Origin of the sequence: Pantoea sp. JKS000250, assembly GCF_003201065.1 — a bacterium.
In the GTDB taxonomy this organism is placed as follows: Bacteria; Pseudomonadota; Gammaproteobacteria; order Enterobacterales; family Enterobacteriaceae; genus Pantoea; species Pantoea vagans.
Genome location: NZ_QICZ01000001.1, coordinates 319568 through 342523, shown reverse-complemented (window position 1 = coordinate 342523; position 22956 = coordinate 319568). Strand labels below are relative to the sequence as shown.

The 22956-nt window shown below is 53.6% G+C and carries 22 protein-coding genes; 10 read left to right on the top strand and 12 right to left on the bottom strand.

Going from position 1 to position 22956, the window contains the following annotated elements; genetic code table 11:
• Positions 1-162: 162 nt before the first annotated feature.
• From fabI to sapC, 4 genes are all read right to left on the bottom strand, one after another.
• Complete coding sequence (fabI, locus tag BY447_RS01760) at positions 163-951, bottom strand: enoyl-ACP reductase FabI (RefSeq protein ID WP_010244547.1); 789 nt, start codon at positions 949-951, stop codon at positions 163-165.
• A gap of 141 nt (positions 952-1092) precedes the next feature.
• A complete protein-coding gene (gene sapF, locus BY447_RS01755; RefSeq protein ID WP_013357993.1) occupies positions 1093-1896 on the bottom strand; it encodes a putrescine export ABC transporter ATP-binding protein SapF in 804 nt (267 codons plus the stop codon).
• Position 1897: 1 nt separating this feature from the next.
• Positions 1898-2893, bottom strand: coding sequence for a putrescine export ABC transporter ATP-binding protein SapD (gene sapD / locus BY447_RS01750; protein WP_013357992.1), 996 nt, complete (start codon positions 2891-2893; stop codon positions 1898-1900).
• On the bottom strand, positions 2894-3784 hold the full coding sequence (sapC, locus tag BY447_RS01745) for a putrescine export ABC transporter permease SapC (RefSeq protein ID WP_013357991.1): 891 nt from the start codon (positions 3782-3784) through the stop codon (positions 2894-2896).
• 1113 nt (positions 3785-4897) lie between these two features.
• Here sapC and BY447_RS01740 point away from each other — a divergent pair.
• Together BY447_RS01740 and BY447_RS01735 are read left to right on the top strand one after the other, a co-directional pair.
• Positions 4898-5011 (top strand): KGG domain-containing protein, encoded by a 114-nt coding sequence (locus BY447_RS01740; protein ID WP_110330348.1) that lies wholly within the window; start codon positions 4898-4900, stop codon positions 5009-5011.
• Between the two features lie 616 nt (positions 5012-5627).
• Complete coding sequence (locus tag BY447_RS01735) at positions 5628-7193, top strand: diguanylate cyclase domain-containing protein (RefSeq protein WP_416376688.1); 1566 nt, start codon at positions 5628-5630, stop codon at positions 7191-7193.
• Between the two features lie 946 nt (positions 7194-8139).
• On the opposite strand, the gene sapB is transcribed toward BY447_RS01735, so the two are convergent.
• The 3 genes from sapB to BY447_RS23325 form a co-directional block, all read right to left on the bottom strand.
• Positions 8140-9105: a putrescine export ABC transporter permease SapB gene (sapB, locus tag BY447_RS01730; RefSeq protein ID WP_095707136.1), complete on the bottom strand. Its 966-nt coding sequence runs from the start codon at positions 9103-9105 to the stop codon at positions 8140-8142.
• The gene (gene sapA, locus BY447_RS01725) at positions 9106-10728 is read right to left on the bottom strand and encodes an ABC transporter substrate-binding protein SapA (protein WP_110330346.1); all 1623 of its coding nucleotides are present in this window, start codon (positions 10726-10728) and stop codon (positions 9106-9108) included.
• A 152-nt stretch (positions 10729-10880) separates the two neighbouring features.
• Complete coding sequence (locus tag BY447_RS23325; protein WP_199226914.1) at positions 10881-11072, bottom strand: hypothetical protein; 192 nt, start codon at positions 11070-11072, stop codon at positions 10881-10883.
• 162 nt (positions 11073-11234) lie between these two features.
• Between BY447_RS23325 and BY447_RS01720 the strand changes: the two genes are divergently transcribed.
• Entirely contained in the window at positions 11235-12470 is a 1236-nt protein-coding gene (locus tag BY447_RS01720) for an MFS transporter (protein WP_110331897.1), read from the top strand.
• Between the two features lie 138 nt (positions 12471-12608).
• Here the strand turns inward: BY447_RS01720 and pspF are convergent, their stop codons facing one another.
• The gene (pspF, locus tag BY447_RS01715) at positions 12609-13610 is read right to left on the bottom strand and encodes a phage shock protein operon transcriptional activator (RefSeq protein WP_110330345.1); all 1002 of its coding nucleotides are present in this window, start codon (positions 13608-13610) and stop codon (positions 12609-12611) included.
• Between the two features lie 165 nt (positions 13611-13775).
• Here pspF and pspA point away from each other — a divergent pair, with 165 nt between their 5' ends.
• Genes pspA through BY447_RS01685 form a run of 6 tightly spaced genes read left to right on the top strand, consistent with a single transcriptional unit; the run spans position 13776 to position 17790 of the window.
• The gene (gene pspA, locus BY447_RS01710) at positions 13776-14441 is read left to right on the top strand and encodes a phage shock protein PspA (RefSeq protein ID WP_013357983.1); all 666 of its coding nucleotides are present in this window, start codon (positions 13776-13778) and stop codon (positions 14439-14441) included.
• Positions 14442-14476: 35 nt separating this feature from the next.
• Entirely contained in the window at positions 14477-14704 is a 228-nt protein-coding gene (gene pspB / locus BY447_RS01705) for an envelope stress response membrane protein PspB (RefSeq protein ID WP_013357982.1), read from the top strand.
• Entirely contained in the window at positions 14701-15051 is a 351-nt protein-coding gene (gene pspC, locus BY447_RS01700) for an envelope stress response membrane protein PspC (protein ID WP_013357981.1), read from the top strand. Before pspB ends, pspC begins: the two co-directional genes overlap by 4 nt.
• Positions 15052-15105: 54 nt before the next feature.
• Complete coding sequence (gene pspD, locus BY447_RS01695; RefSeq protein ID WP_003853796.1) at positions 15106-15354, top strand: phage shock protein PspD; 249 nt, start codon at positions 15106-15108, stop codon at positions 15352-15354.
• Positions 15335-16732, top strand: coding sequence for a YcjX family protein (locus tag BY447_RS01690; RefSeq protein ID WP_033783208.1), 1398 nt, complete (start codon positions 15335-15337; stop codon positions 16730-16732). The genes pspD and BY447_RS01690 overlap by 20 nt, the downstream gene beginning before the upstream one ends.
• Positions 16729-17790 (top strand): YcjF family protein, encoded by a 1062-nt coding sequence (locus BY447_RS01685; protein ID WP_110330344.1) that lies wholly within the window; start codon positions 16729-16731, stop codon positions 17788-17790. Before BY447_RS01690 ends, BY447_RS01685 begins: the two co-directional genes overlap by 4 nt.
• Before the next feature lie 39 nt (positions 17791-17829).
• Here the strand turns inward: BY447_RS01685 and BY447_RS01680 are convergent, their stop codons facing one another.
• The 3 genes from BY447_RS01680 to BY447_RS01670 are packed head-to-tail and all read right to left on the bottom strand — an operon-like array spanning position 17830 to position 20605.
• Positions 17830-19251, bottom strand: coding sequence for a hypothetical protein (locus tag BY447_RS01680; protein WP_323859477.1), 1422 nt, complete (start codon positions 19249-19251; stop codon positions 17830-17832).
• Between the two features lie 47 nt (positions 19252-19298).
• On the bottom strand, positions 19299-20249 hold the full coding sequence (locus BY447_RS01675; RefSeq protein WP_013357977.1) for a glycosyltransferase family 2 protein: 951 nt from the start codon (positions 20247-20249) through the stop codon (positions 19299-19301).
• Complete coding sequence (locus BY447_RS01670; protein ID WP_110330342.1) at positions 20249-20605, bottom strand: GtrA family protein; 357 nt, start codon at positions 20603-20605, stop codon at positions 20249-20251. The genes BY447_RS01675 and BY447_RS01670 overlap by 1 nt, the downstream gene beginning before the upstream one ends.
• Positions 20606-20834: 229 nt before the next feature.
• Between BY447_RS01670 and tyrR the strand changes: the two genes are divergently transcribed.
• A complete protein-coding gene (gene tyrR / locus BY447_RS01665) occupies positions 20835-22400 on the top strand; it encodes a transcriptional regulator TyrR (RefSeq protein ID WP_013357975.1) in 1566 nt (521 codons plus the stop codon).
• 49 nt (positions 22401-22449) lie between these two features.
• Here the strand turns inward: tyrR and tpx are convergent, their stop codons facing one another.
• Complete coding sequence (gene tpx, locus BY447_RS01660) at positions 22450-22953, bottom strand: thiol peroxidase (RefSeq protein WP_013357974.1); 504 nt, start codon at positions 22951-22953, stop codon at positions 22450-22452.
• Between the last annotated feature and the right edge of the window lie 3 nt (positions 22954-22956).

Below are 22956 nucleotides of genomic sequence, written 5' to 3'. Positions count from 1 at the left end.
TGCATAAACCGAAGGGCAGGCTTATCGTCGCTGATGGCCAGGCCGGGGCAAAAGATTGATCGGTGATAATTAATAGCGTTACGGTATAACGGCAGCAAAATCAGGCGGGAAGGGCAGGATGGGCGTAAAGAGAAGGGCGAGCCAGGCTCGCCCTTGCAGAACTTATTTCAGTTCCAGTTCGTTCATTGCGGCGATGCTGAAGCCGCCATCAACGTGTACCACTTCACCGGTGATGCCGCCAGCCAGGTCAGAGCAGAGGAATGCTGCTGAGTTGCCGACATCTTCAATGGTTACGGTACGGCGAATCGGGGTAACCGCTTCGCAATGTGCCAGCATCTTACGGAAATCTTTGATGCCTGATGCAGCCAGGGTGCGGATTGGACCGGCAGAAACGGCGTTAACACGCACACCTTCCGGGCCCATGGCGTTCGCCATGTAACGCACGTTCGCTTCCAGCGACGCTTTCGCCAGACCCATTACGTTGTAGTTCGGGATCGCGCGCTCAGCACCCAGGTAAGAGAGGGTCAGCAGCGCAGAGTGTGGATTCAGCATTTCGCGGCACTCTTTGGCCATCGCGACGAAGCTGTAAGCACTGATGTCATGCGCGATTTTAAAGCCTTCGCGGGTAACGGCGTTCACGTAGTCGCCAACCAGCTGCTCGCCAGGGGCGAAACCGATAGAGTGAACGAAACCGTCAAATTTCGGCCAGGTTTTTGCCAGTTCAGTGAACAGAGATTTGATGCTCTCATCTTCGGCTACGTCACATGGCAGCACGATGTCTGAACCCAAATCTTTAGCAAACTCTTCCACACGACCTTTTAACTTGTCGTTCTGGTAGGTGAAAGCCAGTTCTGCGCCCTGTTTGTGCATCGCCTGTGCAATACCGTAGGCGATGGAAAGTTTACTGGCAACGCCAGTAATCAGAATGCGCTTACCGGAAAGAAAACCCATAGCTGTAATCCTTATGGTCATTGTAGTTGGCGGCCGCATGGTTAAAAAGTAAGCGACCGACGTTAATCGACGTGCGGATTCTAGCACGTCTCTCATAAATCAGGTAAATCGGCCCGCCATTTCCGCGATATGCAGCAAAAATCAGCGCTCGCGCCGCCAGGCCTCTGCACTGAGTGCTTCGCCAAAATGGCTGCTGATCAGGCGCCGGGTCAGATCGTGCAGGGGGGAGGCGAGCACGTCAGCCGTGCCGCCGCGCTCGACCACTTCGCCCTGATGCATCACCAGCACTTTATCGCTGATGTGCTTCATCATGCCCAGATGCTGGGTGACATAAATGTAGGCGATTCCATGTTTCTCCTGCAGCTCCAGCATCAGATTTACCAGCTGGGAGCGCATGGTCATATCCAGTGAGGCCAGCGCTTCATCGGCCACAATCACTTTGGGTTGCAGGATCAACGCGCGCGCCAGACCCAGACGCTGTTTCTGACCGGGTGCCAGCATGTGTGGGTAATATCCGGCGTGATCGCGCAGTAATCCCACCTGACGCAGGGTGGCGATAATGCGTTTCTCGCGCGCTTCTGCATCCAGTTCGGTATTAAGTCGCAGCGGAAATTCCAGAATCTGACTGATGCGCTGACGCGGATTCAGTGAGGTTGAGGGATCCTGAAAAATCATGCGGATGCGCTGACTGCGATAGCCGTAATCGCCAAAGGTCAGCGGGTGGTCGTCAATCAGAATCTCACCTTCGGTGGGGGCGATCATGCCGCTGAGCATCTTCGCCAGCGTGGACTTGCCGGAACCGTTTTCACCGATAATCGCCAGCGTCTGTTTTTCGCGCAGGGTAAAGCTGACTGACTTTACTGCCTCAACGTGCTGACGGCGGAACAGGCCGGTGCGATAGCGAAAAGTTTTACTCAGGTTGCGCACTTCCAGCAGGGTCTCCATATTACTGGCCCTCCATATTCAGCGGGAAATGACAGGCAAAGAGATGTGTTTTACTGCCGGTGAGGCGCGGCGTTTCGACACATTTACGCTGCGCGTAAGGACAGCGTGGCCCCAGGCGGCAGCCTATCGGCAGGCTCTCCAGTGATGGGATCGCCCCTGACAGCGTATTGAGACGGCTTTTGTGCGGCAGCGCGCGGCCAAAATCGGGCATCGCCCGAATCAGCGCCTGCGTATAAGGATGATGTGGCGTGCTCATTAAATCTTCGCTCTGAGCGGTTTCCACCGTCTGACCGCAGTACATCACGTTAATACGGTCCGCCCACTGGCTCATGGTGCGCAGGTCGTGGCTGATCAGCAGAATAGTGGTGTTGTTATTCTGGTTCAGGCGGCTCAGCAGGCGGAATATCTGCGCCTGCGTTGTCGGTTCCATCGCATTGGTGGGTTCATCGGCAATCAGCAAACGCGGCTGGTTAGCCAGCGCAATGGCAATCATCACTTTCTGGCATTCGCCTTCGGTCAGCTCATAGGGGAAGCTGCGCATGATGTCTTTATGATCTTTAATGCCGACGCGATGCAGCAGTTCGATAGCGCGGGTTTTGCGCCAGAACCAGAAGCGTTTCAGCCAGGGGCCTTTATACGTCCAGCGCGGGATCACCTGCATCAGCTGACGGCCAATGCTCTCGGAGGGATCCAGACAGGATTGCGGCTCCTGAAAAATCATCGAGACGTTATGCCCGATAATGCGACGGCGCTCGCGCGGGGAGAGGCGCAGCAGGTCCACATCATCAAACACCATGCGATCGGCCGTCACACGCCAGTTATCGTTGGTCACGCCGCAGATAGCCTTGGCGACCAGACTTTTACCGGAGCCGGATTCACCGACCAGACCCCGGACTTCACCTTCGCCCAGCGTCAGATTGACGCGATCGACCGCTTTGACCGGCCCGTCAGCGGTCATAAATTCAATGGTCAGATTACGGATATCAAGTAACGGCATTTATTCCACTCCCGCTTCGACGGCGCGACGGATGCCGTCACCGAGCAGGTTAACAATGAGTACGCTGACCATCAGCGCCACCCCGGGCAGCATCACGGTCCAGGGCGCAACGTAGATCAGCTCCAGCGAATCGCCCAGCATCGCGCCCCATTCCGGTGAAGGCAGTTGCGCGCCCAGGTCCAGAAAACCGAGTGCGGCAATATCCAGAATCGCCATCGACAGCGCGCGGGTAATTTCGGTAATCAGCAGCGGCAGAATATTGGGCAGGATGGCGTAGCGCAGGATATTACGACCTCTGGCACCGTCCAGGCGCGCGGCAACCACATACTCTTTTTCCAGCTCATCATGCACGGCACTGTAAATTTCGCGCACCAGACGTGGCATCAGCGCCAGCCAGACCGCCAGCAGCGCATGCTCAAGACGCGGCCCAAGAAACGCCACCACGATAATCGCCAGCAATAGCGACGGAAGAGAGAGCAGGGTATCCAGCACGTGGTTCATCACCGCCGAGCGAATGCCGTGCGTCATGCCCGCCAGCACGCCCAGCACCAGCGCGCCCAGCGTAGCGAACAGCGTCACCAGAATCGCGGAACCCACCGTCGGACCGGCACCGCTCAGCAGGCGACTCAGAACATCCCGGCCCAGATCGTCGGTGCCGAGGAAAAATGAGACATCGCCGTAGCGCGACCATGACGGTGGCAGCAGCTGATATCCCAGGAACTGCTGGTCAATACCGTAAGGTGCCATGAAACCGCCAAACAGGCAGAGCAGCAGCAGTGCGCCAAAGCCATACAGGCCGACCATCGAAATCGGGTTGCCATAGAAATGATGCCAGCTCTGACGAAACGCGCTGGGCAGGCGTTTTTCGGCGTAGATATTATCGGAGGGCATACGTTTTCACTTTACTATCCTTAACGCCGGGCAATATTGCTTCAGAAAAATCAGGCATTTTAGTTACTTGCCCCGTGGGTCTGCTTTATGTTGCTTTGTCATGGAAAACTCTGAACAGCTTTAATTTACAGGGTTTGTGTACCCTTTTGCGAATACGCAAAAAGAATGCACCTGTCGCTTATCGATATCAGACACCGTTAAGCGCCGCGATAAAACGAAGGTATTCCCTAACACGTCCAGCCTGCATGTCAGCCTCTCCCTTACTGGCGAAGTGACATTTTCAACCTTTATTGCTGGTAGGGTAAGCCCGTTCAACTGACTATAGGGGGATTATCCGTCGAGATCCCCGTCACAGGCAAGGAAACGGCTTCAGCAATTTCGGCGCTGGGTTACAGAGAATTACAATCCGGGCCATCGGGTGTTCCGTAACAGGCTGCAAAAAAGGGTGGCAAAGCCGACAGAACGTTAAGACTCACATAAATCAGCAAAACTTCCTGGACCCTATCAGCCGGTCCAGGGGCAAAGGAGAGTGAACAAAATGATTAAGAGTAACGTTATGGGAAGAAAGCTGCTCGCTCAGGTCAGTCGCGGGTCTTTAGGATACCTTGCCGTTACCGTCGCTACAGCGTGCCATGCAAACGGACAGGGATAAGCCACGCGGCGATGTTAATCGAATCCGGTCAGCCACTGTCAGAGCACTCGGGCAAGTCGATTCATGTGTGAACCCTGATGACGGTAGCGATCGCCTGATGAAATAAAAAACCGCGATTTTTAAGCGGTTTTTGATGTGAGTGACAATAAAACGGTGGGTAATATTCAAAGCGTATGTTTTATAATTTTTATATAAACGTAATATTTTATTAACAGCATTGATAGTTTATGTTTTTATGTCGCCACCTTAAAATTATGTTTTCTTTTTAAAAGTTCACCTTTGTCGTCTGGCTTATTTTTTATCGGTGCGTTTCGCTTAACGGGTTTTTATCGCGGGGTCTTTCCGGGTGCGCTTGCAAACATCAGGGGTGCTTCTGGAATAGATATTGCAACATGACTATGACCGGTATAGCTTATTTATACTGGTTGCCATCTATAAATAGAGTTATCCAGGAGGATATCATGGCCGAACATCGTGGTGGTTCAGGTAATTTGGCAGAAAGCCCTGAGAAAGCATCTGAAGCGGGTAAGAAAGGTGGCCAGAATAGCCACAGCGGCGGACGTAAGTCTGAATAATCTGATATTCTGATCAGGACGCAGGCCCCGGCAAACCAGTCGAGGCTTTCACGTTCAAATAGTTATTAAATAACGTGGTTTTTAAAATGGAAGTATCTGCTCTGAATAAATCCCTGCCGAAAATGTACGGTTTATTAGCGGGGAGTTATGTGTTTGCCTGCGTTAACTATCCCAGTGAGTATAAAATGTTTCTCCTTCGCTTGCTGGATTGTCATAACAGAGTAAACGAAGCAGGTCTGAAAAGAGAGCGTGTTAAATTAATCAGCCATTCACCGCGCGAGATCATTCAAATATTGCAACCTCTGCCCGGCAGTCGTCTATGCAAAAATAATGCTGTATGGACTTTGTCATTCACTCCCTGCCAGACCTGATTCAATCTATTAAAATAAAATACTTAACTCATAAACAGAATAAAGCTGACAACGGTTGAGATATTTTTCCGGCGTGGCATCCGCAGCGTGAAGACTGTGGTGATCAAAGGATTCAATTTAATCAGGAAACATGCTGTCTGGCAGCGGCAGGCTGGACGCTCACAGAAATCACAACAACATCATTAGTCTTCCCGGTCTGCTTGCGGTTATCGCATGCGTAAATTATGTTTAAGTATCAGGATTTAATGGAAATCATTGTGTTGAATAAAAACAGTGGCGGTGTTGTACCTTCAGGTATCCGTAACTCTCTTGGCCGCACGATGGCGTTTTTCCTTTTGGCAACCGTGCTTGCTGTCGTTGTGATTAACATATTTACGCTCTGGGGATCGTGGCAGCACAATCAGAATGTCCGTGAAGATGATGCCCGTAACCTCTCTGTTTCTCTCGCCAAACAGGCAGAAGATGCCTTTCTGCAGGTGGACATTACGCTGGCGGATGCCGTCAGACTGCTCAGCCTGAACGGGCTGGATTACGCGGCAACGCCCGTCTTTGCTCGTCAGCTTAAAGAGCAGCAGGGGAAACTGCGTCAGCTTCATGGACTGTTTATTTATGACGCACAGGGTAAATGGATTGCCACGTCGGGCAACTATGTGCCGACAAACGGAAGCAACGCCGATCGGGACTATTTTATCTGGCACCGTACCCATGAGGATACCCGCGTAAGGATTGGCCGTGTTATCCGCAGCAGATCTACAGGTGACCTTGTTATTCCGGTATCGTTGCGACTGAACGATTCAAAAGGCAACTTTGCCGGCGTCGCGCTGGCAACGGTCAAAGTAGACTATTTCCGGCAGTTCTACAGCTACTATACGCTGGGTGAGCGCGATGTTCTGGGGCTGATTCTTGCTGATACCTCTGTCCTGTATATCCGGCCCTTCCCGGATTCTGCCATCAACCGCAGCCTGTCCATGAGTCCATTATTTACAACCGTCCTGAAAACCTCTGCCAGTGGCAGCGCAACGTGGCGTTCTGCACTGGATGGGGTAGAGCGGGTGTATGGCTACGCCCGCCTTGAGCAGTATCCGCTTATTGTCACGGCGGGATATGACCTCGATAGGATCCGGAGCGACTGGTTCTCCGCCAATATCATCGACGTCATACTGAACGTGGTTCTGCTTGTAATGATTTCCGGGATGGGGATGTTTGTTCTCAGACAGGTTAAAAAGAACGTCAAAAATCAGCTGGAATTAACACAGATCAGGGATGAGCTGACCACGATCAACCATACGCTGCAGTCACTGGCATTGATGGACGGACTAACCGGACTGGCTAATCGCCGCCAGTTTGATGCGATGTTAGATCAGGTCCTGAAGCGCTCTCAAAAATCGGGTGAACTCGTGTCACTGATCATGTTTGATATCGACTTTTTCAAGCGTTACAACGATACCTACGGGCATGTCGCCGGCGATACCTGTCTGCAGCGTGTCAGCGCCATTCTGAAAGAAATTACGCAGCGGCAGGATGCCGTGGTTGCACGTTACGGCGGAGAAGAGTTTGCCATTATCCTCCCTTCGGGTGGAGAAAGCATGGGGAAAAAGGTGGCGGAGCGAGCAGTAAACGCAGTTATGTCTGCCGGAATACCGCACGACACCTCCGGTATTCCTGAAGGTATTGTGACCCTTAGCGCCGGATACAGTAGCCTGATTTCAAACGGACAGCCAGATGAGGCTAAAAGACTTAAGCAACAGGCTGATAAGGCGCTCTATGAGGCAAAACACAATGGCCGCAACCGTGTCCATGGGCTGAGTTAAATGAAATTCAGGATGTGATTAGTTCGTCCTGTTCTGACTGTTTGGGAGTCTGGCGCCGCGCATGACCCGGCTGGGGTAATAAATCAATCGGCTGACCATTCCAGGGTTTTGGCGACGAAGGCGGCCTGACGCAGGTTTGTGGCAGAGGCTGACGTTGTTTCACCCTCCGTTAACGCTATCGAAAAACACTTACCCTCTGAGTCACCCTTCAGCTTTACCGATTTAACCCGAAGATTCCCTTGTTCCTGTGAAGAGATGTTGGTAAGCGCTGGCTGATTTTGGGTACAAAAAAGCCCGCGTTACGCAGGCATGAATTGCATCAAAAAAGGAAAATCGTAGCATCAGCAAAGGCTGATTCGCACACCATACAGTGTTGCTGTGCGATTGATAGTGACAAAAGATTTAATAGCGAAGCGTAAGCACGTTATGTTGGCAGGACTTGAAAAAGGCCCGCCCGGACCAGGTTAGCTGAATGAACCTGATTGCTTACTTGCCATCAGCCCATCGGGTAATCTGATTATCGATTTTGTCATCAAGATAATGCGTAACCCTGAATGAGCCCGCCTTGAGTAACAGGGCAATACATGCTGCAAAAACCAGTACAAGTAACACTCTGCTGAGACTCATAATCTTTTCCCTGATGAATAACCTGTGGTCTTTATACCAGAATTTGTAAAGTCTGGTCGCGATAGTCAGAATCCTGCGGTGTCCCTTGAAATAAAACAGAAAGCCGTCCCGGTCACCACGGCTTCATCATTGCACCAGACGCATAAGCCATTGAAGCTTTAAGGAATTGCCAGAAAGGCGGCAGGATGTGCTTTTTCGCGTTCCTGTGCGAGGTCAGCATCATCCATAATTTCATAGCCTCATCCAGGTTGAAAGTCATTTAAACGGCCCTAATTCATACCTGCATGTATTAAAAAACGTTCCCGCGGCGTAAAAAGCCCTACCGGAGGGCATACCATTCCTTGTGTTTCAGCGGATTCATTGCCGCACCAATCACATCAGAAATCACATTCACCAGAATCACCAGCCCGCCAATTACCATCACACCGGCTGAGATCGCGGCATAATCCTGCTGACGAATCGCGTTAATCAGCCAGCGGCCCAGACCCGGCCAGTTAAAGACCATTTCGGTGATCATGGCCAGCGTCAGCATGGTGGAGAACTGCAGGCCCAGACGCGGGATGACCGGCGGCAGCGCGTTGTGCAATACGTGGCGACGGATCACCGTGAAGCGCGAAAGACCGCGTGTGGCCGCCGCTTTGACATAGTTTTTATCCATCACGTCGCTGGTGCTGTTGCGCAGCAGGCGGATCACTTCTGTGGTCGGGGCCATCGCCAGCACCAGCACCGGCAGAATAAGGTGGGACAGGGCGCTGATAATCATCTCATGCCGCCATGGCGAAGGACTCAGCCAGGCGTCAATCAGCGCAAAGCCGGAGATATTCTGCACCGGATAGAGCAGGTCATGACGTCCCGATACCGGCAACCAGCCCAGCGTCAGCGAAAAGAACAGCGTCAGCAGTAGCGCCAGCCAGAAGATGGGCGCAGAGAAGCCGACCAGTGCCAGCGCACTGATGGTTTTATCCTGCCATTTATTGCGCATCACACCGGCGCAGATCCCCAGCGGAATACCTACCAGCAGCGCAAACAGAAACGCCAGGATACAGAGCTCCATGGTAGCCGGGAAAACCTCACGCAGCTGTAGCCCAATCTCCTGACCGTTAGTGCTGGAGACACCGAAATCAAACTGCAGCATCCCTTTGAACCAGAACCACCAGGCATCGGAGAGCGCAGCGCCTTCCAGCGGGGCATTAGGGGTAAAGTAGCTCAGGCTGAAGCTGACCAGCGACAGCAGAAACAAAGTAATGAGCAGCAGCAGCAGACGGCGCAAAATATAGATAATCACTTACTTACCCTCATCAGCTTCACGATAAACCCCGGCAAACGAGGCGTTGCCAAACGGACTCAGTACCAGCCCTTTGATGTCATGACGAAATGCCTGCAGTCGCAGAGAGGAAGCCAGCGGCAGCACCGGTAACTCCTGCGCCAGAATCTGCTGCGCTTTGTCATAACTGTCGATGCGGCCAGAAAGCTGTTGTGATAGCAGAGCATTCTGCAGCGTTTCGTCAAAAGTCGGAGAGCACCAGTGCGCGTAATTGGTCTGCGAGCGAATCGCCGCACAGCTGAGCAGCGGGCGGAAGAAGCTGTCCGGATCGTTACTGTCGGTGGCCCAGCCTGACAACGTCAGATCATGATTCATCGCCATCAGCTGCGCCTCCTGAAAACGGCCCTCGACCGGCACAATGGTCAGCCGGACACCAACCTGCGCCAGATCCGCCTGTAACAGTTCGGCAGTTTTCAGTGGGCTGGGATTCCACGACTGCGAAGCGGCAGGCACAACCAGCCGCAGATGCAGATCGCTGATGCCGAGTGCGGCAAGCGCGGCGCGTGACTTCTCAGGATCATAGCCGGTAATGCGCGCATCATTGTCATAAGCCCAGGACGCGCGCGGTAATATCGAAGCGGCCGTTTCGGCAGTGCCGTAGTAGATCGACTCCATCAACCGCTCATTGTTGATGGCCAGCGCCAGGGCATGCCGGACTTCAGGCCGGTCGAGTGGAGGCTTACGGGTATTAAAAGCCAGATAGGCGATGTTCATACCGGGACGCAGTGTCATCCGCAGGCGCGGGTCATCACGCAGTATGCTGAGCTGGCTTGCCGCGGGGTAGGCCAGTACGTCGCATTCACCGGTTAACAGTTTGGAAAGGCGACCTGTCCCGCCGGAGCCAAGATCGATTACCGCCTGCTGCAGACGCGGCACCCCACGCCAGTAGTGTGGATTGCGCGCCAGACGGATGTACTGACCGGTGCGATATTCGCTGAGCTGATAAGGACCTGTGCCCACCGGCTGACGATCCATCTCTTCCTGACGGCCCTGAGCGGTGAGCTGGTCGGCATACTCTTTCGAGAGCACCGGCGCATAGTGGGTCGCCATATGCCACAGGAACGAGGCATCCGGGCTGTTCAGCCTGAACTCAACCGTCCTGTTGTCGATCTTCTTCACGCTCTGGACGGAATCGGCAAATTGCAGACTATCAAAGTAGGGGTAGTTACCGCCGTTGACGTTATGCCAGGGATGATGACGGTCAAACATCCTTGCGAAGCTGAATACCACATCGTCGGCGTTTAGTGCGCGGGTAGGGCGAAACTGGTTAGTCTGCTGGAACTGGACGCCGCTGCGCAGATGAAAGCGATACGTCGCGCCGTTATCGCGTACTTCCCAGCTCGACGCCAGATCGGGCTTGAGACGATAGGTATAGGGATCGACATCCAGCAAGCGGTCATACAACTGTGCCGCCAGCGTATCGACAGTCAGCCCGCTGCTGGCCATCTGCGGATTAAACGTGTTCAGCGTGCCGCTGACGCAATAGACAAAGCCGGTCTGGCGGATATCACCCGCAGGCGCTGACCACGCAGGCGAACTCAACGCGCTGAGACTGAGCAACAGCGAACATAGTAGTTTTGACATAGAACTCAACGATTTTGAGGCATTAACCAGAGTGTATCGCAAAGCAGGCATAGTCCCAAAACCTGCAACCCCTGCCAGCCTGATTTTCGTCATCGCAACTTAAAATGAGCGCACAAATGATGTGGTGATGAGAAAAGTTCTCAATAACTGCTTTACAGATGATAATAAGAATGATTATTATTCACCTGCACTTCGACGGTGGCTCTGCCGTTGAAGAGCACGACATTGCTCACATTGCTTCCAGTATTGTTGCCCGCCTTAATGGCGGGCTTTTTTTTGGCTTTTGCAGTTGAACGGTCAGGTCTGAAGGGCAGGATCGCCTTTGAGTGAGCAGCTGAATTCATTGCGATTTTGCGTGGAATGCACGTCTCTGGAAAAGAGAGTAAAAGACGGTGCTATCTGTAAAGCCTCGCAATAACGTGCGGGAGACCTGCATAAAACCGGACTTAACTATTACAGAAACGCAGTTACTATATGCACAACTTCAGCTCACCCAACTCCTGACAATGAATAAATTCCAGAAAAATGCTCAGGTTTTCCATTATGCATCCTTTCGTTATCTCTTTTTAGGACGTCTGTTCACCGTACTGGGCAATGGAATCGCACCCATTGCGTTGGCTTTTGCGGTACTCGATATAGGGGGATCTGCCTCTGATTTAGGCGTGGTAGTAGCCTCCCGCTCCCTGTTCAACGTGCTGTTTCTGCTGGTGGGGGGTGTCGTTGCTGACCGCTATTCACGCAGTCGGGTGTTAGTTGTATCGGCGCTGGTTGCCGCTGTTTCTCAGACTATCGTTGCGTGGTCTGTGCTTGATGGTTCAGCCACGGTACTGAGCCTCACCTTGCTGGGTGCTCTGAATGGCGCGGCAGCGGGGATTGCTTTGCCTGCTTCGTCTGCGTTGGTTCCGCAGGTCGTGCCTGCAAAGCACCTGCGTCAGGCTAATGCATTAATTCAGCTCGGTGTTTATGGTGGCACGGTGATGGGGGCGTCGATGGGAGGCGTGATCACCAGCGCTGTCGGGCCGGGCTGGGGACTGGCGATTGATGCGCTGGGCTTTGCGGCTTCCGCGCCGCTTTATTTCTTCATTCGTGCGAGCGCAGAGAAGGCAGGAACCTTGCCGGGCAATATCCTGCAGGATTTAAAAGAAGGCTGGGCGGAATTTGCTGGCCGAAGCTGGATTTGGTCGATAGTCGTCCAGTTCGCTGTTATCAATGTCGCTTTCAATGGCATTGTCGTGGTACTGGGCCCAATGATTGCTGACGCCTCATTCGGGCGCACGCAGTGGGGGATAATTGTAGCCGCCCACAGCGCAGGGTTAATTGCGGGTTCTTTACTGGCCATGAAATGGCATCCACGTCGCGATCTCTTTACTGGCGCTATGCTGGCAGGACTTTACGCACTCCCGATATTTATGCTGAGCCAGAATGCAACAGCAATATGGCTGATAGCCGGGTTCTTTATTGCCGGCACTACATTAGGTCTGTTCGGCGTAATATGGGCGCACTCCTTACAAACTCATATCCTACCGGATAAGCTCGCCCGCGTGTACGCCTATGATGCAATGGGTTCTTTTGTTGCCATTCCCTTTGGACAGCTGGTAGCGGGGCCGCTGGCGGCACAATATGGCATAGAGCGCGTCTTACTGATGTCAGCACTGGCGATTGTCATTGTTACCGCTGCCGTCGGATGGGTTCCCGCCCTCAGGCAACCTGAACGAATGGGAACTAAGCCGTACAACACGTGATAGCAATTTTATTCATGACAAAGCAGCAGGGAATCAGCTTTTCATTTCTCTGGAAAGTATGAAACCTTGCCAACAATCGCCTGCCTCGTTGAGATAATTCTTCATGAGGCAGGGTGAGCATTCATCGGCGGGGGCGAATCAAATTTCCGCTTTTATATCGTGCTTCTTCATCATCGCGCGCAGTTGATGGTAAGTAACGCCTAATAATCCGGCGGCGCGGCGCTGGTTGTAACGAGCCTGGTGCAGGCTGGCATCGACCAGATCCCGCTCCTTCTGATTCTGCCATTGACGCAGATCCAGCGGGAGGGCAGGCAGGCCGCTACTCTCTGTCTCCTGACTGGAACGCGGGAGCATAACCGGTTCAGAGCGTGAAGCGAACGGATTAATAATGACATTATCCAGCGGCAGCTCGCTGCTGTTGTGACGATAGACGGAGCGCTCAACCACGTTTTTTAGCTCGCGAACATTGCCGGGCCAGTGATAATCAAGCAGGGCTTGTTGCGCTTTAGCGGTAAAGCCGGGAAACAGCAACAGGCCAAGCTCGCGGCACATCTGAATCGCAAAATGCTCGGCCATCACCAGAATATCACTGCGGCGTTCGCGCAGTGGCGGCAACTGCACCACATCAAAGGCAAGACGATCCAGCAAATCGGCGCGGAATTTGCCTGCCGCTGCCAGGGCGGGCAAATCTTCGTTGGTGGCGCAGACCAGCCGTACGTTAACCTGCAAGGCATGATTGCCGCCCACGCGCTCGAGCTGCCCGTACTCAATTACCCTGAGCAGTTTTTCCTGCACCAGCATCGGTGCGGTTGCCAGCTCATCCAGAAACAGCGTGCCGCCGTCAGCACGTTCAAAACGTCCCAGATGGCGCTTTTGTGCGCCGGTAAAGGCGCCAGCTTCATGACCAAACAGCTCAGAGTCGAGCAGATTCTCATTCAGTGCGGCGCAGTTCAGCGAGATAAACGGTCCCTGCCAGCGGTCAGAGAGATAGTGCAGCCGGTTGGCGATCAGCTCTTTACCCGTGCCGCGCTCGCCAATCACCATCACCGGTTTCTCAAGGGGAGCCAGTTTTGAAACCTGCTCCAGTACCTCCAGAAAATTATTAGACTCACCCAGCAGATTATCATTCGTGCCTGTCATGATGAATTTCGCCACCCCTTAATCATTTTGACTATCTTAAAACATGACGAAAAGCCTGTAAAATTTAAAATGTGATTTAAATCAAAAAGATATAAAGTTGGCACGCATATTGTATTAATCAGGCAGGACATCACGTTTTAAGACATTAAAAAGAGGAACATCATCATGGGTATTTTTTCTCGTTTCGCTGACATCGTAAATGCCAACATTAATTCCCTGCTGGAGCGCGCAGAAGATCCACAAAAACTGGTCCGCCTGATGATTCAGGAAATGGAAGACACCTTAGTTGAAGTACGCTCTACCTCCGCGCGGTCGCTGGCTGAAAAGAAACAGCTGTCACGCCGTATTGAGCAGGCCGAGCTGCAGCAGGCTGACTGGCAGGAAAAAGCGGAGCTGGCGCTGCGCAAAGACAAAGATGATCTGGCGCGTTCGGCGCTGATTGAAAAACAGAAACTCACCGACCTGATCGCCTCCCTGAAACAGGAAGTGGGCCAGGTTGAAGAGACGCTGGAACGCATGAAAGGCGAAATCAGCGAGCTGGAGAAAAAACTGACCGAAACACGTGCCCGTCAGCAGGCGTTAACCCTGCGTCATCAGGCGGCTTCTTCATCACGCGATGTGCGTCGTCAGCTCGACAGCGGCAAAATCGACGAAGCGATGGCCCGGTTTGAATCTTTTGAACGTCGCATTGACCATATGGAAGCGGAAGCTGAAAGCCACGGTTTTGGTAAACCGAAAACCCTGGACCAGCAGTTTACTGACCTGAAAGCGGATGATGAAATCAGCCAGCAGCTTAATGCGCTGAAAGCCAAAATGAACCGCAGTGAGTAATCATCGACGTTGCGATAAGTGATTAAGGAGAGTCAATGAGCGCACTTTTTCTCGCCATACCGCTAACGATCTTTGTGCTGTTTGTCGCACCGATCTGGTTATGGCTGCATTACAGCAACAAACGCAACGGCGGTTCGGAACTGTCGCAAAGCGAAATCCAGCGGCTGCAGCGCGTCACGCAGGATGCGCAGCGGATGCGTGAACGTATTGATGCGCTGGAAGCGATTCTGGACGCTGAGCATCCTAACTGGAGGCAGCCATGATGAAAGGTCGTAAGTTATGGCGCAAGCCTGACGAAGGCAAGCTGATGGGCGTCTGCGCGGGTCTGGCGGAGTATCTCGACATCCCGGTTCGCCTGCTGCGGGTTATTGTGGTGTTATCGCTGTTCTTTGGACTGTTTGTCTTTACGGTGATCGCCTATTTCGTGCTGGGTTTTGTGCTGGATGAGAAGCCTGCCAACGCCAGTGACGGCGAACGCCAGCCAACCGCCAGCGAGTTGCTGGATCAGCTGGAGAGCACCCTGCAACGGGATGAGCGCAACGTGCGCGACCTGGAGCGCTATGTCACGTCTGAAACCTTCAGCGTGCGCAGCCGCTTCCGTCAGATTTAATTCTGCTATTGCCGGGCCTGTTTCAGGCCCGAACGCCGGCTCAATGGAGGTTTAATGTCTTTTTCGCGATCCACTGCTTTTCGTCACCGCGCGGCACCTGCATTGAAGTCGGCGGCTAAATTCATCATTATCAATGCTGTTACCTACGGTCCCGCTGGTGTCACTGGCTGGGCGGTGAAATCGGTAGCGCGACGCCCGTTACGTCTGTTGCTGGCTGTGGCACTGGAGCCACTGCTGAAACGCGTAATGAACCGGGTGGCTTCGCGCTTCATCAGGGAGAACGATGAAAAGACTGCAAACTGAATTAGTGGCGTTGATGAACCGTGGTGTCGATCGCCACCTGCGGCTGGCGGTAACCGGCTTAAGCCGTAGCGGTAAAACCGCCTTTATAACCTCACTGGTTAATCAGCTTTTAACGGTTCACAGCGGCGCACGTTTGCCGCTGTTTTCCGTTGTGCGGGATGAACGCCTGTTGGGCGTAAAACGGGTGCCACAGCGTGACATGGGCACGGCGCGTTTTACCTACGACGAAGGCCTGGCTCAGCTCTACAGCACGCCGCCTGCCTGGCCCACGCCAACCCGCGGCGTCAGCGAAATGCGTCTGGCGCTGCGCTACCGGCCCAATGATTCCCTGTTGCGCCACCTGAAAGAGACGGCGACGCTCTATCTTGAGATTGTCGACTATCCTGGCGAATGGCTGCTTGATCTGCCGATGCTGGCGCAGGACTACCTCGCCTGGTCCCGACAGATGAACGGTCTGCTGCAGGGCGATCGCGCTGAGTGGGCTAAGCCGTGGCGCGCACTCTGCGAAAAACTCGACCCGCTTGCCCCCGCCGATGAAACCCAGCTGGCGGAAATTGCTGCCGCCTGGACCGACTACCTGCATCGCTGTAAAACGGAAGGCTTACACTTTATTCAGCCCGGCCGCTTCGTGCTGCCCGGTGATATGGCAGGCGCGCCCGCACTGCAGTTCTTCCCCTGGCCGACGTCTGATGAGGCGCAACTGACTAAGCTGGCGCAGGCGGACAAGGGCAGTAACTTCAGCATGCTGCAGCAGCGTTTTAACTACTATTGCCAGCATGTGGTGAAAGGCTTCTATAAGAATCACTTCCTGCGGTTTGATCGCCAGATTGTGCTGGTTGACTGCCTGCAGCCGCTGAATAGCGGTCCCCAGGCGTTTAACGATATGCGGCTGGCACTTACGCAACTGATGCAGAGTTTTCATTACGGTCAGCGCACTCTGTTCCGCAGGCTGTTCTCACCGGTGATCGACAAATTACTGTTTGCCGCTACCAAGGCGGACCACATTACCAGCGATCAGCATGGCAACATGGTCTCCCTGCTGCAGCAACTGGTGCAGGATGCCTGGCAAAACGCGGCGTTTGAAGGCATCAGTATGGACTGCATCGGGCTGGCGTCGGTGCAGGCGACGCAGAGCGGGCTGGTCGATCACCGTGGCGAAAAAATCCCGGCCCTGCGCGGTCATCGTCTGACCGATGGCGAGCCGCTCACCGTCTATCCCGGTGAAGTGCCGCCGCGCCTGCCCGGTAATGCCTTCTGGCAGCAGCAGGGCTTTCAGTTTGAACAGTTCCGGCCGCAGCAGCTCGACGTCGATCGTCCGCTGCCGCATATCCGCATGGATGCCGCGCTGGAATTTTTATTGGGAGATAAATTGCGATGAGCGATCCGCTGAAGCCGCGTATCGATTTTGCCCGTCCGCTGGATGAGAGCAACACGACGCCGCTGCGCCCGGCGCAGACCTTTGAAGCCGAAGCGCAGGCTGCATTTCTGGCGGTGCATGAGGAGGATGCCGCCGTCGAAGAGGAGGGCGCAGGTGAACGGGCGGTGGAAGCCGCGCTGAAGCCAAAGCGCAGTCTGTGGCGCAAAATGGTGACGGCAGGCGCGCTGCTGTTTGGCGTCAGCGTGATTGCACAGGGTGTACAGTGGACGCACGATGCCTGGCTGGCCCGCGACTGGTTTTCGCTGGGCAGCGGCGTGGCAGGTGGCCTGATTGTGCTGGCGGGCGTGGGCGCGCTGACCACCGAGTGGCGTCGCCTCTATCAGTTGCGTCAGCGCGCGGAAGAGCGGGATGTGGGCCGTGAGCTGCTGCACAGTCATGGCATCGGCAAAGGCCGCGCATTCTGCGAAAAGCTGGCGCAGCAGGCGGAGCTGGATCAGGCGCATCCGGCCCTGCAGCGCTGGCATGCCTCGCTGCATGAAACCCACAATGACAGTGAAATCGTTCGCTTATATGCCCAACTGGTGCAGCCAGTGCTGGATCGGCAGGCGCGACGCGAGATCAGCCGTCATGCAGCGGAAGCCACATTGATGATTGCGGTCAGCCCGCTGGCGCTGGTGGATATGGCGTTTATCGCCTGGCGTAATCTGCGGCTGGTCAACCGTATCGCGGCAATCTATGGCATCGAGCTGGGCTACTTCAGCCGCATCCGGCTATTCCGTCTGGTGCTGCTTAATATGGCCTTTGCCGGGGCGTCTGAACTGGTGCGGGAAGTGGGTATGGACTGGATGTCGCAGGATATCGCCGCCCGGCTTTCCACGCGGGCCGCGCAGGGTATTGGTGCAGGTTTATTAACCGCCAGACTGGGTATTAAAGCGATGGAGCTTTGCCGTCCGTTGCCCTGGCTGGAGCAGGATAAGCCAAGGCTCGGCGACTTTCGTCGTGAACTGCTGGGGCAGATGAAAGAGGCGCTGCAGAAGGGCGGCAATAAGTCAGCCTGAATCTCTGTTGGATGATAAAGGCGGCCTGGCCGCCTTTTTTTAGTGTGGCTGGCGCAGGACCTGCCTCGAATCGATAGTCAGGCATTCACCCGGACACGCCGCTTCATCGGTGATCACCGGATTCGCTGGCAGCGTAAAGGCCATTCCGTTTTTCTCCCGGATAAAATGCGCCATTCCGGCGAATGTCCATGACATGCTTAGCCCAAGCCCACCGAAATCATCATATTTTCGTAACGTCGCAACCTTCGGCAGGTACTCGCCGGTCAGACGATAATAGAGCGCCCCTTTAAATTCCTTCGGAACCTGCTGAATGATCGCCTGATCGAGCAGGGCAAACTCTTTGCGAGCCGGAACTGAATAACCGTTGATCAGATGGCTTATCGTCAGCGAGCCAGCCACTATCACCAGCAGCGCATAGAATGGCTTTTTCCATTTTAACTTTTTGCTGATTTCAAACAGGCCGAGAATAAATGCGCTGGTGGTTATCAGCGCACCGGCAATCAATGTCCGGTAAGCGGCCATGCTTTCGCTGACAATCAGATTAGGCAATGCGGCAATCAGCAGTAAGACAAACATCAGATAAAATTTGTCGTTGCCCGCGGCTTTAATTTTCTTCAGGCCAAAACCAATAATGATCGAAGAGATGATCACCGATACCGTTTTTGCGCCAAGGTCAAAATTGCAGATCACGTTCTTCAGGTATTCGGTAAAAAACCATTTCAGCTTAACCAGGATGTCGTAGCTGAATGCTGAGCGTGGCAGCATATGACCATAAAGCTGGACAGGCAGCACCTTCGAGGCGATTAGCGCAGCAAACATGCCTGCGCCCAGCACCATCAGTGAGATGAGCGCCTGTTTCTTATCAATTTTCCGCGCGGAAAAGCAGAGGTGCAGCGCAGCATAGAAGGTAAAACTCATCGCAGCCGGTTGATAAAGACAGAATGCGATGGTCAGCAGGCAGAATGCTGACAGGCGGGCTGGGATGCCCGGTTTAATCGACAAACGATAGCTGGCACCCGCCAGTAAAATCGCAGCGATATAGGGGAAACAGGATGCCCATGCAACATAAACCTGAAATGAAGGGAGCAGACAAAGCAATAATGCAAAAGTAATTCGCTGAGCCTGATTCTCCAGCAGCCCATCTTTCTGACACAGGCTGTAGATGTAATAACCGCTTAAAATGAGCAGAACAATCGCAACTGAACGCAGCAGTGCCAGCTTTTCTACGCTCTCCACCAAAAAAGAGGCGCTGTACTGAATAATCCCATAAACCGGCCTGCCGGATAACGTGTCCCAGTTTAAAATACTCAGCCTGTCAAAATTAGCCCAGTAGAGATTCGTCCAGTCATCGGTATAGGCGTAATGGGTTAAATAAGCGGGGCTGTAAGCAATCAGAAAAACTACCGCAATAAGTAAAAAAACCTTACGACGTGTCAGTCCGGTATCAGTGGCGAACATCATTCATCCTTTTTTAATCTGGCCATCTTCTCTGCGCCTGAACGGGCAGTTTAATCCGTGTTCTGAGGCGGGTTTAGTCTGGTCGTCACGGATTTTCGCAAAATATAGCGAGGCCGGTTTTTGGTTTCTATATAGATGCGGCCAATATATTCACCCAACACGCCAATGCCAATAAGCTGCACCCCACCGAGAAACAGCACCGAAACCAGAATAGAGGGGTAACCCGGCACCGGATTACCAAACAGCAGTTTATCCACGATCATCCAGAGTCCATACAGGAAGGCCAGCGAGGCCACCAGAAAGCCCAGATATGACCAGATGCGTAGCGGAACGGTAGAGAATGAGGTCAGTCCCTCCAGCGCAAGATTCCATAGCTTCCAGCCGCCGAATTTACTGCGGCCTGCGATCCGCTCAGTGCGCACATATTCCACGATGTCCGTCTGTCCGCCGACCCAGCTCAGAATGCCTTTCATAAAGAGATTCTTCTCGGGCAGCAGCTTAATGTTCTCAACCACTTCACGCGACATCAGCCGAAAATCACCGACGTTCTCCTCTATCTGCGGATCGCTGATGCTGTTGTGCAGTTTATAAAACCAGTGCGCTGTTTTACGTTTGAGGTGGCCATCGGCACGCCTGTCAATCCGCCTGGCTAACACGACATCAGCGCCTGCCTGCCATTTACGGATCATGTCGGGAATAATCGTGATCGGATCCTGCAAATCCACATCAATCGGGATCACGGCATCGCCGGTGGCGGCTTCCAGGCCGGCAAACAGCGCCGGTTCCTTGCCGAAATTACGAATAAACGACAGACTGCGCACCAGCGGATCGCGCTGGCTTAGCTGGGATATCAGTTTATAGGTTGCGTCTGTGCTGCCATCATCGATAAAAACAATCTCAACCTGCCACTCTGCCAGCGCTTCATATTTTCTGACCGCATCATAAAAAAGAGGGATAACCTCCTCTTCATTAAATACCGGCACCACCAAAGAGATTTTCATTATTCTCCCTTGAAGACGATAAAGCGGGAAAAAAGAAAGCCACACACCAGGCTGATAGCTGATGAGATGACAAGGGTAATAATCGGATAGAGGCCCAACCGATCGGCCAGACAACCCACGCTGAATGCCATCGCACCCATAAAAACGACGTAAAGAATATAACGCCACGCGGTCGCCTGCTGTTTAAAGGTCCAGCGCGCATTCACAAAGAAAGAGAAGGTGACGGCCATGCAAAATGCAATCAGGTTAGCGGTCGACTGCATGAGACCCAGGCTCAGGGCGATGAAAAAGGTCACCCAGTGAATCAGGGTATTAACCATACCCACAGTCAGATATTTTGCGAAGAAAGTCAGCATTTTATCATCAATTCAAATCAGTTGTGAAAAATATACCTTAGTCAGCCCGCAATCAACAGTCCGGTGCTGACAAAGACTGACATTCAACCGGCAATGACAGTCGACAGCAGGTCCGTACAAAAGTCCACCATACGCGCTGTAACTGTCAACATTTCCTGACAGATACCTTTCTGCAGGTGCGCCACATAGCGTATTATTGTTTTATCTGAACCTGATTAAGGCGAACGCAATGCGTCTGGAAGTGTTCTGTCAGGACCGTATCGGTCTGACGCGTGAACTGCTTGACCTGCTGGTGGCACGCAACATTGATTTACGCGGTATCGAAATTACGGCGCTGGGCCGCATCTACCTGAACTTTTCAGCACTGGAATTTGACGCCTTCAGTAATCTGATGGCAGAAATTCGCCGTACACCCGGCGTAACAGATGTGCGCACGGTGACGTACATGCCCTCTGAACGGGAGCATCGTGCGCTGAGTGCGCTGCTGGTGGCGATGCCGGATCCGGTTTTCTCCATCGACCTGAAAAGCAAGGTTGAGCTGGCCAATCCGGCCGCTCAGAACCTGTTTAATCTCGATGAAGAGAAGATGCGCAACTTTAGCGCCGGTCATCTGATTAATGGCTTTAATTTCCAGCGCTGGCTGGAGAGCGATCGGGTTGAGGCGCAGGCCCAGCATGTCGTTATTGAGGGGCGTGATTTTCTGATGGAAGCGCGTCCTATCTATCTGCCGGGTGAAGAGGGCCAGAGTGACAGGCCGGTTGGGGCGATGGTAATGCTGAAGTCGACAGCCCGCATGGGCCGCCAGTTGCAGAATCTGGTGGTCACCGACGAATCGGAATTTGACCATATCATTGCCGTCACGCCGAAGATGCGTCAGGTCGTTGATCAGGCGCGCAAACTGGCGATGCTTGATGCGCCGCTACTGATTGTTGGCGACACCGGCACCGGGAAAGATATGCTGGCACGCGCCTGCCATCTGCGCAGTGCCCGTGGGAAAAATCCTTTCCTGGCGCTGAACTGTGCCTCTTTGCCCGACGACGTGGCGGAAAGCGAGCTGTTTGGTCATGCTGCCGGTGCTTATCCGAATGCGCTGGAAGGCAAGAAAGGCTTTTTCGAGCAGGCCAATGGCGGATCGGTTCTGCTGGATGAGATTGGCGAGATGTCGCCAAGAATGCAGACCAAGCTGCTGCGTTTTCTGAATGACGGTACTTTCCGTCGCGTCGGTGAAGAGCATGAAGTGCATGTCAATGTGCGGGTGATTTGCGCCACGCAGAAGAACCTGATTGAACTGGTGCAGCGCGGGGAGTTCCGCGAGGATCTCTTCTACCGTCTCAATGTGCTGACGCTGCAACTGCCACCGTTGCGCGATCGTCCACAGGACATTCTGCCGCTGACTGAAATGTTTGTAGCCAGATTTGCGGATGAGCAGGGCATGGCGCGTCCGCGTCTCTCGCCACAGCTCAATGCGTTTCTGACCCGCTATGCCTGGCCTGGCAACGTGCGTCAGTTGAAAAACGCGCTGTACAGGGCGTTAACTCAGCTGGAAGGATACGAACTGCGTCCGCAGGATATCGTGTTGCCTGAACAGGCGCTGGATGTGTCACTCGGCGATGAAGCCCTGGAAGGCACACTGGATCAGATCACCAGCCGTTTCGAACGCTCGATTCTGACGCGGCTCTATCTCTCTTATCCCAGCACCCGAAAGCTGGCAAAACGGCTGGGGGTGTCGCACACCGCGATTGCCAATAAGCTGCGGGAATATGGTCTGGGGCAGAAGCGCAACGAAAGCGAATAAGCGGCAAACAAAAGGTGAAAGCGGATAACCGGGTTATCCGCTTTTTTTATTACTTCAGCGCGGCCAGTGCAGCGTCGTAGTCAGGCTCAGTGGTGATTTCATCCACCAGCTGGCTGTAGATCACTTTATCGTTCTCATCCAGCACGATCACCGCACGAGCAGTCAGACCTTCCAGCGCACCATCGGCAATTTCCACGCCATAATCATATTTAAACTCTGAGCCGCGCAGCGTCGACAGGGTGACTACGTTGCTCAGGTTTTCTGCGCCACAGAAACGTGACTGGGCAAACGGCAAATCCGCAGAAATACACAGCACCACCGTATTATTCAGTTCGCTCGCGGCCTGATTGAATTTGCGCACTGATGAAGCACAGACGCCGGTATCAACACTCGGGAAAATGTTCAGAATTTTGCGTTTTCCTGCATACTCAGAGAGCGCAACGTTGACCAGGTTTTTAGCGACCAGCGTGAAAGCTTTGGCTTTATCGCCAGCCTGAGGAAACTGACCAGCAACCGGTACGGCGTTACCCTGAAAATGAACAGTCTGAGACATAGT